Below are 13644 nucleotides of genomic sequence, written 5' to 3' on the forward strand. Positions count from 1 at the left end.
CCCCCCCCAGTTGTTAAAAAAGAATTTGCGTCGATTCTCCGAACTCGTTGTAGTATGGGTTATGGCCTTGTGGACAGGATACGCATTTGGAGTCTGTGTCTCAATTGGTGCGGCGATGGTAGCTTACAACTCTGTGATCGATAAGAGTGCGTCAGCATCCGCCGCGCTCGTAGGCCTAGGTGTTTCACGAGAATCCCTTGATCATCTACCAAAGAGCAAAGTGTCCCCAATTGTTCTGCTAGCCCCAGATTGCCGGTCTTGTGCAAGAAATTGGTTTCCTAAACCTTTTAGGTTGAAAAGTAACGTGACATTAGTCTATCGGGACTCAGTGACCTACTCGGAGTGGTCAAATTTTGGCCATGTATTAGACTACTCATTATTTTCCCTGGTTCCCAATGTGCCAACGGATGGTGGGATCGCGCTTGTTATTACAAATCAGAAAATCACACGTGTTTTGTCGTCCAAAGAGGAGATTATCAGATTATGCAAAGAGTAAATAATCGAGAAATGCATGGATTCACATTAGTGGAGATCATCGTAGTGATCGGAATTATCATCATTCTACTTGCAATAATGTCTTCTTCTCTCGTTCAGGCAACTAGATCTGCAAAAGTTACTGCTACTGCGACTAGGTTGAGGCAAATTTGGACGGCATTAAGTCTCTACAGATCCGAAAACGGGGGCGATACTTCTTACGGGTTCCCATCAGACATGGGACTGCCAGAACGCTCGCCTTACGGTGAACCTGCGTGGTTCAAGGATCCCCCTCCGTGCGGATACCATCCATTTCAGTTCAAAACAAACTTCTACTTGATGTGCCTCTGCAATGTCCCAGAGGGTGAGCTGCTCGCGTCGTGTCGTGCACGGGTCTCAAAAAATGTTCAGACATACAAAGAGGACTGGATATTGCTGGTCGACGATAATTGTACTGACCCGAATGTTAATCTCTTCAATAAATATCAAGAAAAGAGGGCAGTCGGAGTATTGCTTGGTGGATCACTCAAGGTGCGCCATTCTACAGGAAATCATCTTGATCCGAGTTGGTGGGCAACTGCTGAATGATACCATCGAGCATTGAGAGAGAAAATCATATGAAAAAGTGCTTGATTACCCTGCTGCTCTTGGCTACAGTGCCTGGATTCAGCGACACATGGTGCATCACCTGCAACGATGATCGTGTTTCGTGCGCCCATGTGCTCGGAAACACTGATCCTTGGCAATTTTGTGGATCAAAGGATCTTGATATTGGATGCCGCCATTACGAATTTCGAATGGAATGGTGCCTCCTTGCCGATCCCCCGGTGCAGGATAAGGTCGTCAACAGTTCGGTCAACTACGCGGAATATTGCATTGGCGAAGAAGATTGCCACTAAGGGCAAGAAGTGGCCCATCTCGCCCAAAGTGATTTTTTGGGCTGGGGTGGGCATGATTTGTTTGGGTAGTGGGTGGGTAATTTTTGCTCCCTCACCAAAGAAATCTGCATTAGCTGGGATAGAGTGCGTTCTGAGCGGTAACGGCGGTTGCGTCTATGACTTGACTCCGATTGAAGAACGCTCAGCTTATGGCATGACAAGGGAACAATATTCGCAATTACTCAATGGAGTGATTCTCCCAAATATCAGAAGCGCGGGTAGGCAAACGGAGATTGAAGTAACGTTAGACGGCGTTTTTCACGCTACGCATGAAGTGGTGACGCCACGCGGACGAAGAGTTCAGCTTGCGTCGCAATCGACCACAACGCCTGATGGAATAAAAAACCCAATGCTTTTGACGATTGCCTTTCTGGCGGCATCAATGAGCGAGAGTGACGGAGGGAGTGGCGTGGATGAAAAGTTCATATGTCAAAAGAAATTCATTCTCAAGAATCGAGAATGGTTAGATCAAGTAGGAATGCATGGCCTTTACCGTGGGCCCAAAGAGGGCCTGATTACATGGGATAAATGGATCGAGAACTGCGACGAATCGATCAGATTCTTAAGTGAAAAAAACCGTTAGGAGAACAGCCCGTCGGCAAAGGCCTCCGGGTCGAAGTCCCGGAGGTCTTCCGGCTTTTCCCCGACCCCGATCAGTTTGATCGGGATTTTGAACTTGTCGTAAATACCGATCAACGCGCCGCCCCGGGCGGTTCCATCGAGTTTCGTCAGCACCAAACCTGTCACCCCGGTTGCCGCCGAAAATTCTTCGGCTTGCCGGATGGCGTTCTGGCCCGTGTTGGCATCCAAGACCAGCAAGGTTTCGTCGGCGGGCCGGCCGATCCCCTTTTCAACGACCTTGGCGATTTTGCTGAGTTCGGCCATCAGATTGCCCTTTGTGTGCTGGCGACCAGCCGTGTCCGCCAACACATAGTCAGCCCCTCGGGATTTGGCCGCCTGGATTGCATCAAAAATAACCGCGGCGGGGTCTGACCCCGGCTGGCCCTTGACGACATCGGCCCCTGACCTCTGCCCCCAAATCTCTAGCTGCTCAATCGCCGCCGCCCGGAACGTGTCGCCGGTCGCCAAAATCACCTTCCGGCCTTCTTTCGTCAACCGGGTGGCCAACTTGCCGATGCTCGTCGTCTTGCCGACTCCGTTCACCCCCACAAAAAGGTAGACGCAGGGGGGGAAGTTCCGGAAGAGCAACGTTTCGCCGGGTTGAGAAAACCGGGCGCGGATGGATTCTTTCAGCCGGTCGCGGATCCCTTCGGGCGTGGTGACTTTTTCGTCTCGGACGGCTTGCCGGAGCTCTTCCAAGATCGCATGCGTGATGCCGATATTCGTGTCGGCCGCCAGCAGGGCTTCTTCCAACTCCTCATACAGGTCCTCGTCGATCACGCCGCGCCCCAGCATGCGGTCGACTTTCTGCATCAAGGCCTTGAACATCAGGCCCCAGTATGGCAGGGCGCCCGAAGGAGGTCCCCTTTGTGGCAGTTCAGGATAAAATCATTGAGAGAGCAATTCTGTGAAGCTGAGGGAAACCACTTATCATGTCCGGGATTTAGATGCGGCCATCCAACACTACTGTGGCCGTTTGGGCGGCAGGTTGATTTCGCGGCTCCCCTGGGGGGTGGCCATGATCGACATCGATGGCCACGGGGGCAAAATCAGCCTTTTTGATGTGAACACCTACCTGCAAGAAAACCCATCGTTCCACGGATTCCCGGGCCCCAAGGTCATCATCGGGGTGGAAGACGCAGCCGCATTCAGAAGATCCCTGCTCATACAGGGGGTTCGTGTCGGCAGCCTTCTCGGGGAATTGGGGGACATCTGCGGCTTTGAAGCGTTCGACGAAGACGGCAACGCGATTTTTTATCTGGAAGATCCTGCCAGCACCTTTGATACCCAGATTGAATCGGCAACCCTTTGATATCCGGGCAATTTTTTCCGGAATTGTGGAAAACTAGGGGACAACTGCAGAGGCCCGCTAGGAAGGTGGGCTGGGCATTCACGGATGAGATACCTGAGCCTCTTTTCGGGGGCGCTTGGCTTGGATCTTGGGCTCGAACGTGCCGGGTGGCAATGCGTCGGAGCCAACGAATTCAACCCGGCCGCCTGTGCCACGATTCGCGCCAACCGGCCGAATATCCCTTTGTGCCAATCCGATATCCGGGAATTGAATCTCGATTCCGTCGGCAAAGTCTTTCCGATCGGATCACACGGCCTGGATGCTGTTGTCGGCGGCCCGCCTTGTCAAGCCTTTTCAACTGCAGGACGCCGCCAAGGTCTCAACGATGAGCGCGGGAACGTTTTCCTCCACTTTGTCGACCTCGCTTTGGCCTTGAATCCCCGGGTCATCCTCATCGAAAATGTCCGCGGTTTGCTCAGTGCGCCACTCGTCCACCGCCCGCTTTCAGAACGGGGTGCCGGGTTCCCCGCCCTTGGAAGGGATGAATCGCCGGGAGGCGCCCTTTCGGCCATCCTCGAAAAGTTTGCGAAGGCCGGCTACGGCGTTGGGTTCCGGCTCTATGACACCAGCCTCTATGGGGTCCCTCAAACCCGGGAGCGGTTGATCCTCGCCGCCGAGCGCAGCGGGCGGGTGATGCCACCGGTGCCGGCGGGTGGCAAACCGACGACGGTTCGGGAAGCCCTCCATGGCATGGCCGGCACCCATGATTTCCTCCCGTTGCGGAGCCGGGCGGTGGCTTATCTCCCGCTGATCGGTCCCGGCCAAAACTGGCGGAGCCTCCCACAAGAAGTCGCCAAAGAGGCGATGGGGCGCGCCTATGAAAGTGGCGGGGGCCGCACCGGGTTTCTCCGGCGGCTAGCTTGGGACAAGCCGTCCCCAACATTGTTAACCCTCCCCAACATGCCGGCTACGTTGCTTGCCCACCCAGAAGAACTCCGTCCGCTCAGCATCCAAGAGTACAAGCGGATCCAGACCTTTCCGGACAGTTGGCACGTTTGCGGCAAACTCGAAGACCAATACCGCCAAATCGGCAACGCGGTGCCACCGGAATTCGCCCGTCGGGTCGGGGAACATGTCCAGGCTTGGCTAGAAGGCAAACCAGTCCGGCGCAGTGCCGTGGCCACCAGCCGGTACCGGTCAACCGATGAAGCCGGTTGGGGCGCGGCGCTTGGTTAGGCGTTGACGGTTAGACCGCTTTTGAGCATGGAAATCACATCTGCCGCCGAATAATGGTCTTGCCCTTCTGGGATGTACCGGCGCAGGATTGCAAGGTCATTACCCGCAGTGATCAAAGTCGGCTCGACGGATCCATCTTTCCGGGTTTGGGGCAATCCGATGGTGCCCATCAGCCCGTTGCAAACGCACATTCGATTCTCCGTATCTTCGGCGCTCCCGCCTTTCCGGATGTAATCGTCGACTGGCTCGGCCGCACACCGGTACCCAACGCCGCCATCAGGCGTCCGGTAGCACGTCCGTAGATAGCCGAGGTCGCAGATCCGGTTGCGATCCTGATAGACCGAAACGTCGCTGAGCGTCCCTTTGACCTGGGCGACCTTGAACGGGAATCCGGTTGGCGAAGCGACAGCACTGGTGTGGACGGCTAGCGAACCGGCCAAGGATTGGCGGACGACGTCGCGCTTTAGCGATTCTTCAACGCCGCTCTCATCGCAAAAGGCAAAGGCCGTCCCGACCTGGATTCCATTGGCACCGGATTCAACCGCCGCGCGGAGCATTTCAGGATGGCCATAGGCGCCAGCCAGGTAGAACGGCACACCGAGGGCGGCGATCCCGGCCAGATCCACTTCATCCTTGGCTCCGTAGATGGGCTCATTGTTCTCATCAAGCGTAAGGGCCCCCCGAGGCGGCGCGTTGTGTCCGCCGGCCAACGGGAATTCGACAACAAGGCCATCCACCGGCGGAACCAGTTTTTTGACCAATTGGGTAGCCAAGACGTTGCTGCTGACAATGGCGAAGAACTTGGGGCGCTTCAGCTCGGCAAGCCCCCAATCGGCCAGGGATTTAGGGTCAAAGGTGTGATTGAAGACTTCACCGGGCTCGGCACCGGCGACATCGATCCGGTAATCGGTGGAGTCCAGCCGGCTCAAGGAATCGAGGCATGCCGGGATCTGCCGGGGGATGCCTGCTCCCATCAACACAAAATCGACCCCCGCAAGCATTGCGCCAAAGAGCGATGCGAGGTGGGGGATTTGGATCTTCTCCAGGAGGTTGATACCAACAGGGTTGTCGTGGCCTTTACGCGCCAGCCACACTTCCACAAAGTTGGCCACCACAGTCAACTCCAACCACGCGGCAGAAGGTTTGATGTGCGGAAGCGGGCGGGAGATGAACGGTTTGCCCGGTTCTTTTTCGGCACGGAAATATTTGTCCCAAACGCGCCTGGCCATTTCGGGAACGGGGAATGCGGCAAAGGCTTCTTGCAATTCACCCGTCGGATCGCCCAGTTGCAGGCGCCGAGACAAAACCGCATCCAATCCGGTTCCAGAAACCACTCCGAGGTTCCCGGTTCGCGAAACGGCATTGGCAAGACGGAAGTTGGAAACGGCAACTCCCATCCCGCCTTGGATGATGAGCGGCAATTGGGCCATCTGGGAATCGTACTTGCTTTGAATCTGCAGACGGTGGGAACAACGGGAGAGATTTCCGATTTTTCTCACTTGGCAGGCCTTGCCCAACAAAAAAATGGGCCCAATGGTGATTTTGGGCGGCAAAGCGGCCTTGATGTTCGCCGCACGGTCGAGCGGGTGGTGTCACGGTCAACGGGCCGGGAGCGATGCTCCCGGCCCGTTCATTGGTGCACAGATTAACGGTTACTTGCGTTTGCGACGGGCCAAAGCGGCCAAGCCAAGCCCGAGGATGGCCATGGTGGCCGGTTCCGGCACGAGGGCAACGCGGTTCAGCGTGATGTCGTTGCCGTTTGGCAAACCAAGGCCGATAGCGATCCCAACAATGTTGTTGCGGTCAGTGTTGGAGCCTTGGACGGTGACAAAGTTGTTGAACGCGGCAAAGTAAGAACCGTTGCCCGCGGCGACCGGCTGGAAGAACAGGGCATCGACATTGAAATTGGCATCCCACATTTCCACATAGATCGATGTCGAAGACTGGTCGTTATTGATGTAATCCACCTGGAGGCCGGCTTCCGTCGTCACGTTCAACGGAACCAATCCATCGAAGTTGCCGCGGGGAAGGGCGCCCGGGCCCGAAGAGGCCGCATTGATGACTCGCCCCGCCCAAGCGACGAACACTTGGCCATTGACACCGGATCCTGCTTCGATAAACATGTTGCCCGGGGTGGCCGCATTGACATCTGTCGAGATAGGCCGGCTGAGCGGGTTGGCGTTGAACCGGTGGTCAACGTACCGGTGGCTGCCCAACATCGATCCGGCCGTATCGTAATAAAACGCAGTCGTCGTTGAACCCGAAGCAAAGCCGGACGTGAAATCGTCGATCAAAATTGTCGCGTGGGCACTGGCAACCAGCACACCCGCGAGAAGCACCAATGTGACTCTCCGCATGATGAATTCCAAACCTCAGGCCCAAGTTTAGCGGAATTCTTTTTCCCACTGTTAAGGCCCGGGAAACCGCTCCAAAAACCAGCAAAAATACCGGACCACAAGATGGGCGCCCCTTGCAAAAGTTCCCTTCCGCCGATGGTGCCGCGATCCCGTTTCAAAGGCGGCGATCATCTTGCCAGCAAGCGCTGGTGCTTCTATCAGGGATTGGGGACTGCGATCCGAAACTCCCTGGTCGAACTGACATGGATGAGCTTGACGTTAAAGTCTTGCTCCTTTCTGGGTACCGAGACGTAGTACCGCCCGATGACCATCGGTTGACTCGGTGCAATCTCTTGCGAGAGATATTCGTCCGAATTCTCCTTCAAAAGGGTTCGGTTCCAGGCAATAGCCGTCGCATTGTCCGAGAGCTTCACGTCCAACGTGAAGTATTGGAATCCGATCGAGATTGGCAGGTTCATCGGATTGCCGAACCCGAACTTGACGACCATATAAACATGATCTTTGTCGGGGGCATATCCCATGATCTTATCGTCCGTGTACTCGGTTCCCATGTAGGACAGGGAATAACCGCCAAGGTTGAACGCGGTCATCGGCGCAACGGGGGTCGTCCGGGTCATCTCCGACTTCAAATTGATTCCGCTGAAGAACGGGCTCCCCAGGACCCGGGATTTGCCGGTCAAATTGTAGCGGAGCAGGAAATCTTCGCCCCGCTCAATCTGCAGGTCGCTGATTTCACCCTGGCTGTCGATGGGAATCACCACGGCGCAGGAAACCTTCTGCTTGTTCCTTAAAGATTGGCTGAGGTGGGTCAATCCGTTTTGCCGGAGCAGATAGCCCCGGAAGGGGAAGTTTTCGCCGCTTGGAGAGGTGTAGTTGAATTGGAAGGTGCTTGACCCAAGGGTGACATCTTGCTTGTTGGGGTTGAGGACGTCGAAATACAAAACAAGCAGGCGTTCGTTTTTGCCCGCCACATAATTCTCATCGCCCCCGGCAAAATACTCGGCCAACCAAGCGACCTTGAGTGTGAAAATCAGCTCGCTTCCCTTGGCGCCCATGATGTAGGGCTGGTTCAACACGGCCGTTTCGGTTGCCGGCTTCGGAACAGGCGGCTCGGGTTGGGTTTGAATTGGAAGCCCGCCGGCGGGCGCGGCTGTCGGATGGCCAAACATGGCGGAAAGGAGTGCAGTGGCGAAAATCAACCCCATACTCTGATTTTATCTATTGCCTGCGAAGATCAAGCGGTTTTTCCTGCAGATCAACCCGGGATTGGCCGGCTCAAACCTATTCGGCAACCTTGAGCACGCTCAAGAATGCCTCTTGCGGCACTTCGATGCTGCCGATGTTCTTCATCCGCTTCTTGCCTTTCTTTTGCTTTTCAAGCAGCTTCCGCTTGCGGGTTACGTCGCCGCCATAGCACTTGGCGATCACGTTTTTGCGGAACGGTTTGATCACATCGGCCGAAATAATCTTGGCCCCGATCGCCGCTTGAATTTTGACCTCGAATTGTTGGCGCGGCACCACCTTGCGCAGTTGCTCGACTATCGCCTTGCCCCGAATGTAGGAGAATTGGCGGTTGACGATGAAGCTCAAAGCATCGACCGGGTCGCCGTTCAGCAAAATGTCCACCTTGACCAAGTCACTCGGTTCATAGCCGGCAAACTCGTAATCGAAACTGGCATAGCCTTTGGTGGACGATTTGAGTTTGTCGAAGAAATCCAGCAGGATTTCACCCAGCGGCAATTGGTAATAAAGGATCGCCCGGGTCGGAGTCATGTATTCGGTGCGTTTAAACACCCCGCGCCGGTCTTGGCAAAGGGTCATCACTGCCCCCACCCATTCCGTCGGCACCATGATCGTCGAATTCACCACGGGTTCTTCTATCGCGGCAATGTGGTGGGTCGGCGGGAGCTCCGAGGGGTTGGAGATGTGCAGCATCGACCCATCCGTTTTGAACACGTGGTAATCCACGCTCGGTGCGGTCAAGATTAGGTCGAGGTCAAACTCGCGCTCGAGTCGCTCCCGCATGATGTCCATGTGGAGCAGTCCCAAAAACCCACAGCGGAACCCAAATCCCAAGGCCGCCGAGGTCTCCGGTTCATATTCCAAAGACGCATCGTTAAGCTGGAGTTTCTGGATGGCGTCGCGGAGGTCTTCGTACTGGTCAGAGTCGGTGGGGTAAAGCCCGCAATAAACCATCGATTTGGCCTTGCGGTATCCCGGCAAAGCCTGGGAAGCGGACAACTCACCGCTCGTAATAGTGTCCCCAACACTGGCATCGCCGATCGTTTTGATCGCTGCCGTCAGGAAGCCGACTTCACCGCAATTGAGCTCTAGCCCTCGCTCCAAACGGGGGCGGAACACCCCAACTTCGTCCACATCAAACGTTTTGCCGGTGGACATCATTTTGATCTTGCTGCCCGGCTTCACCGAACCATCCACCACCCGGCAATAGGCAACCGCGCCTTGATAGGTGTCGAAATGGCTGTCGAAAATGAGGGCGCGCAAGGGGGCATCGGGATCGCCCTTTGGCGGAGGGATCCGTTCGACCACCGCTTCCAAAATGTCCCCGATTCCGAGCCCCGTTTTGGCCGAGCATGGGATCGCCTCCGACCCGTCGATCATCAGCGTGTTCTCGATTTCGTCCCTTGCCATCTCCGGGTCGGCGTGGGGGAGGTCCATCTTGTTGATCACGGGGACGATGGTTAGGTTTTGGGTCATGGCCATGTTGGCATTGGCGATGGTTTGCGCTTCGACCCCCTGGGTGGCGTCGACGATTAAAATGGCGCCTTCGCACGCATCCAAAGCCCGGCTGACCTCATAGGTGAAGTCGACGTGGCCCGGCGTGTCGATCAAGTTGAACTGATAGGTCTCGCCGTTGCGCGCCGTGTATTCCATCCGCACGGCGGTCATCTTAATCGTGATGCCGCGCTCGCGTTCCAGTTCCATAGTGTCGAGCATCTGCTCTTGGGCAGTTCCGCGCACGGCCCCGCAATGCTCCAAGATCCGGTCAGCCAAAGTGGACTTGCCGTGATCGATGTGGGCAATGATGCAGAAGTTGCGGATGTGCGCCTGATCCATGGGGAGTGGGGACTGGCAGATTCTACTCGTTGGCACCGAGGTTGCCCCGGCACCTGCCCATCTCCCGGCAAGCGACTGTCGGATCAGGCTGAGAGTTCGGCCCGCCACCGGGGGACGACAGGAGCGAACGGGCGCACGGCTTGATCGAAATGTATCAGAAGTAGGGATTCGCCGTCGTGGGTGAAGCCGATTGACGACCCGCGGTCAACTGCAAAAGTGTGATCTTGGCCCGGGAGATCAAACCACCCCGGGCCAAAGTAGAAGCTATTCCGCGGCGCCGGAATCGATCCAGGCTTTGACTTTGTCGATGTCTTCCTGGCTCAGGCCCTTGTCGCCCGGGGGCATTTTCTTGGCCCCATTGCCGGTGAGTGCTTTGTAAAGCACGCTTTCGTCGCTTTTGCCCGCCACGACGATGGGGCCGTGCTCGCCGCCTTTCATCACGTTGGCGTAGGACGAGACGTCGATCCCTTCTTTGGGACGGTCGCCTGAGTGGCAGCTCACGCAGTTTTGCTCCAAGATGGTTCCCACCCCAGAAGAGAAAGCAACTTTGGCGGCCCCAGTACCCCCGCCAGTTCCAGATTCAGAACCGGAAGGCGTCGGGCTTGAACTACAGGCGGCCAACGCCAGCCCGATGGCGGCGAGGCTCAAAAACGCGAAAGGCTTCATCAGTTGTTCTTGGCCCCTTGGTCGATCCAATCCGTGATCGTCTTGACGCTGCCGTCGCCCAGCATGGGCCGCCGGCCCGGCGGCATCCGGTCGCCGCCCGGTTGGCCCTTGATCGACTTGACCAAGACGCTTTCCGCACTCTTGCCCGGCTTGATCACCTTGCCGTAGTTCGCGCCTTTCATCACGTTGTCATAGGTGTCGAGCCGCAGACCCTTGGCGGCACGGTCGCCGGAATGGCATCCCACGCAGTTTTGCTTCAAGATTGGCATGACCTTTTCTTTGAAACTGACGTCGGTGGTGTTTTGACCCGGGTTCCCGGGGGCGAGCAAGCCGGCCCCACCCAAGGTTGAAGCGGCGATCGCGAGAAGGACGAACTTCATGGCTAACATTATGAACGCCCAAAGTTAAATTTTGGTTCAAAAAATATTCATCCCCTCCATGGCTTGGGAGGGGATGGTCGAGTTGGACACACCGAGGTGATTAACCCCGGTTGCGCCGCCGAAGGGCGAGGGCAGCCAAGCCGGCCCCCAGCGCCAAAGTGCCGGGTTCTGGAACGGCTTCAAAATCCATGCAACGGCCATTGAGCCAGTCAATATTGGCTTGGGTGAAAGCATTTCCCCCTTGGTTTGAACCAAGCTCGTATATTCGGTAGAGACCGTTGAGGTCATTTCCTTCGATATACGTGTTGTAGCTGTTCACCCCAACAAAATTGCCGTTTTGCAAGATCATCCCCCCAGAATCGCCTTGGTTGATCCCGCCAAATTCGGTTGCATTGCTGACTTGCCACTTGATTGCTTCGAAGTCATAGATGCTGTAAGCGTTGTTGCTAACGGAGGTCACATCGCTCTTGACATAGCGGTGGTGGATGTAATTGGAATCCGGGCCGCCCGCGTTGAATCCCGGGCGCCAATAGAATCCAGAAACGTCGTTGTTTCCGTCGCGGAGATAGCGGGCACTGGAGCCATAACCGTAGTTGGTTGCCTCTCCCGTCCCCGGGGTCGCCAGATTCGGCAAGGCAATATTTGTGACAAAGTCGAGGAAATCCAGGTTGAGGTCATTCTGCTTTGCGCGGAAGCCTACAAATGCCAAATCGTCATTACCATCGGCCCCACCTAAAACGATCGAACTTTGCCAAAGGCCCCCGGGAACCAAATCCCACTTGTCCGTAGAACCCTGGAACTTCAGCTCGTCGATCGTCCCGGGACGGACTACGTGATCGGCCGTGGCAAAACATAAATTCAAATATGTTTCGTTGTTGACAGTGGAAGTGCCCACGTGGAACAACCCCCCTGACCCATAAGTGTTTCCGGACATCGTGATCCGGACCGAGGCGTTCATCGCATCGGTGGCAACATACTGCTCATAGGCTTCTCCGTCGCCACCGTTTGCGCCGACGACTGCAAAACTGGCCGAGGCGGCCGGGACCAAGGCAATTGCGACCATCGCCAATATGGCAATTCTGTGAATGCTTATCATTTTGTCTCCTTCTCCTTGTTTCCTCGCGCCAAACTGGCAAAAGCAAAGAATTCATATCCATAGTACTACAGTTTTTTGATGAATTGGGATGGCATGTAAAAATTTAACAATCCCGCCGGTTCCCCATGGGGAAACGGCGGGATTACCGGGTTTGAGTAGCAGGCTCAGCCCAGGTCGGCTTCGATGGTTTCCTGAACCTTGATGTCGATCCCGCGTTTGTTCAGCTCGCGCAAGAACGCGGTGCCGGTCATCGCCTCTTCATATTTGACTGCACCCTTTTGAACCCGGCCCTGCACAACCTCTTGGGCGATGATCGAGGTCGAGAAACCGGTGAGGCGTTCCATACTAGTGAACCCGGTTTCCTCGCACTGGCGGTCGAAGATGTCGATTTGGATCCGGGCCGGCCGATCGTTCTTAATCCCAACACCAACTCCCCGGACGGCACACAAATCGAGATCGACGAACTTGGCCAGCTCCGGACCGAAGACGGCATTGAAGACATCTTTCGGCGAGACTTCGACACCCTTGACGTTCACCTTGTCTTCCCGCCACAGGCCGAAATCTTTGTAAAGCCGCATTTTTTCCGCGTGGCCGGGGTGGCGGATCGTTTTGTATTCGTAGTTCTCCACTTTGCCGCGCAGCGTGTACGGGGCCGTCGAGGTACCGCCGGAGGTGACAAATGCTTCCATTTCGCCCAGTTGGTCGATCACCAGGCTTTCAACTTCGTGCAGCGTGGGAACCATGTGGATTTCACCGTTGCGCAACACGACGGCTTCATAATCGTATTCCGTCACCAAGCCTTCCATATTAAATGTCAGTTTGTAGTTGAAAGGCGGTTTGGGGTTTTGCGGCAACACGCCGCAATAGAGTTTCACAGACTGGCAGACATCCAGGTTCTCCACCATGTAAAGCCCCAAGTTGTTCACAAGCCCCGGTGCCAAACCCGTATCTGGGATCAGGGTCACTTCGGCTTCCTTGGCGGCTTGGTCCAGCGCGAGCGTCTGGTGGGTTATCTCCGTGTTGCCGCCCAAATCGACCATGTCCGTGATCGTATCGATGGCGACTTTGGCGATGTGCGGGTGCATCCAATAGGGCACACAGCTGACGACGATGTCCGCTTCGCTAAGGAACGACGTGAGGCTGGCAATGCCCATCGCGTCGACCTGAGCCGGGGTGCAGACATCGCGTCCCACCAATTGGTTGACCCGGTCGGCACTCCTCGTGGCCTGGTCGATGTCCATGTCGCCCATCAAGACCCGGGGGTCGTCGGCAAACATGGCGATGTCGTAGGCGGCGGCCGTGCCCTGCATTCCTGAACCGAGGATGGCGAACGTGTTTTGCATTGTCTTTCCTTGCTCCCCTTGTGCGCTGCAACTTTGAAGCCACACGGAGGTGGGCGCGGGAGCCAAGCGCTCGGAGGTTACCTAGGCCGGCTCCGCATTCTGCCTGGCATGTGGGCCGAACTACCGGACCCGGCCCCACCCCCAACTGTCCGGGTACCATCCGC

General features: G+C 56.2%; 13 protein-coding genes. 4 read left to right on the top strand and 9 right to left on the bottom strand.

Annotated features, from left to right (window positions below):
• Positions 1-483 precede the first annotated feature (483 nt).
• Positions 484-1062 carry a prepilin-type N-terminal cleavage/methylation domain-containing protein gene (locus JNM28_05510; protein MBL8067885.1) on the top strand — a complete coding sequence of 193 codons (579 nt, stop codon included), beginning with the start codon at positions 484-486 and terminating at the stop codon, positions 1060-1062.
• A 288-nt stretch (positions 1063-1350) separates the two neighbouring features.
• On the top strand, positions 1351-1995 hold the full coding sequence (locus JNM28_05515; GenBank protein MBL8067886.1) for a hypothetical protein: 645 nt from the start codon (positions 1351-1353) through the stop codon (positions 1993-1995).
• Here JNM28_05515 and ftsY read toward each other — a convergent pair.
• The gene (gene ftsY / locus JNM28_05520; protein ID MBL8067887.1) at positions 1992-2861 is read right to left on the bottom strand and encodes a signal recognition particle-docking protein FtsY; all 870 of its coding nucleotides are present in this window, start codon (positions 2859-2861) and stop codon (positions 1992-1994) included. The two genes, JNM28_05515 and ftsY, sit on opposite strands and share 4 nt — an antisense overlap.
• Before the next feature lie 79 nt (positions 2862-2940).
• On the opposite strand from ftsY, the gene JNM28_05525 reads away from it, so the two are divergent.
• The gene (locus JNM28_05525) at positions 2941-3345 is read left to right on the top strand and encodes a VOC family protein (protein MBL8067888.1); all 405 of its coding nucleotides are present in this window, start codon (positions 2941-2943) and stop codon (positions 3343-3345) included.
• Between the two features lie 84 nt (positions 3346-3429).
• Positions 3430-4560, top strand: a complete 1131-nt coding sequence (locus tag JNM28_05530; protein MBL8067889.1) for a DNA cytosine methyltransferase — start codon at positions 3430-3432, stop codon at positions 4558-4560.
• Here JNM28_05530 and JNM28_05535 read toward each other — a convergent pair.
• From JNM28_05535 to JNM28_05570, 8 genes are all read right to left on the bottom strand, one after another.
• A complete protein-coding gene (locus JNM28_05535; GenBank protein ID MBL8067890.1) occupies positions 4557-5990 on the bottom strand; it encodes a nitronate monooxygenase in 1434 nt (477 codons plus the stop codon). The genes JNM28_05530 and JNM28_05535 overlap by 4 nt on opposite strands.
• A gap of 222 nt (positions 5991-6212) precedes the next feature.
• A complete protein-coding gene (locus tag JNM28_05540; protein ID MBL8067891.1) occupies positions 6213-6917 on the bottom strand; it encodes a PEP-CTERM sorting domain-containing protein in 705 nt (234 codons plus the stop codon).
• Positions 6918-7114: 197 nt separating this feature from the next.
• Positions 7115-8122, bottom strand: a complete 1008-nt coding sequence (locus JNM28_05545) for a hypothetical protein (GenBank protein MBL8067892.1) — start codon at positions 8120-8122, stop codon at positions 7115-7117.
• Between the two features lie 76 nt (positions 8123-8198).
• Positions 8199-9995 (bottom strand): elongation factor 4, encoded by a 1797-nt coding sequence (gene lepA / locus JNM28_05550; protein MBL8067893.1) that lies wholly within the window; start codon positions 9993-9995, stop codon positions 8199-8201.
• 264 nt (positions 9996-10259) lie between these two features.
• Positions 10260-10661 (bottom strand): c-type cytochrome, encoded by a 402-nt coding sequence (locus JNM28_05555; protein MBL8067894.1) that lies wholly within the window; start codon positions 10659-10661, stop codon positions 10260-10262.
• Entirely contained in the window at positions 10661-11041 is a 381-nt protein-coding gene (locus JNM28_05560) for a hypothetical protein (protein ID MBL8067895.1), read from the bottom strand. Before JNM28_05560 ends, JNM28_05555 begins: the two co-directional genes overlap by 1 nt.
• A 100-nt stretch (positions 11042-11141) precedes the next feature.
• Complete coding sequence (locus JNM28_05565) at positions 11142-12104, bottom strand: PEP-CTERM sorting domain-containing protein (protein MBL8067896.1); 963 nt, start codon at positions 12102-12104, stop codon at positions 11142-11144.
• Positions 12105-12301: 197 nt separating this feature from the next.
• Positions 12302-13480, bottom strand: a complete 1179-nt coding sequence (locus tag JNM28_05570; GenBank protein MBL8067897.1) for a saccharopine dehydrogenase NADP-binding domain-containing protein — start codon at positions 13478-13480, stop codon at positions 12302-12304.
• Positions 13481-13644: the final 164 nt, after the last annotated feature.

Source organism: Armatimonadota bacterium (assembly GCA_016789105.1).
Classification (GTDB): Bacteria; Armatimonadota; Fimbriimonadia; order Fimbriimonadales; family Fimbriimonadaceae; genus UphvI-Ar2.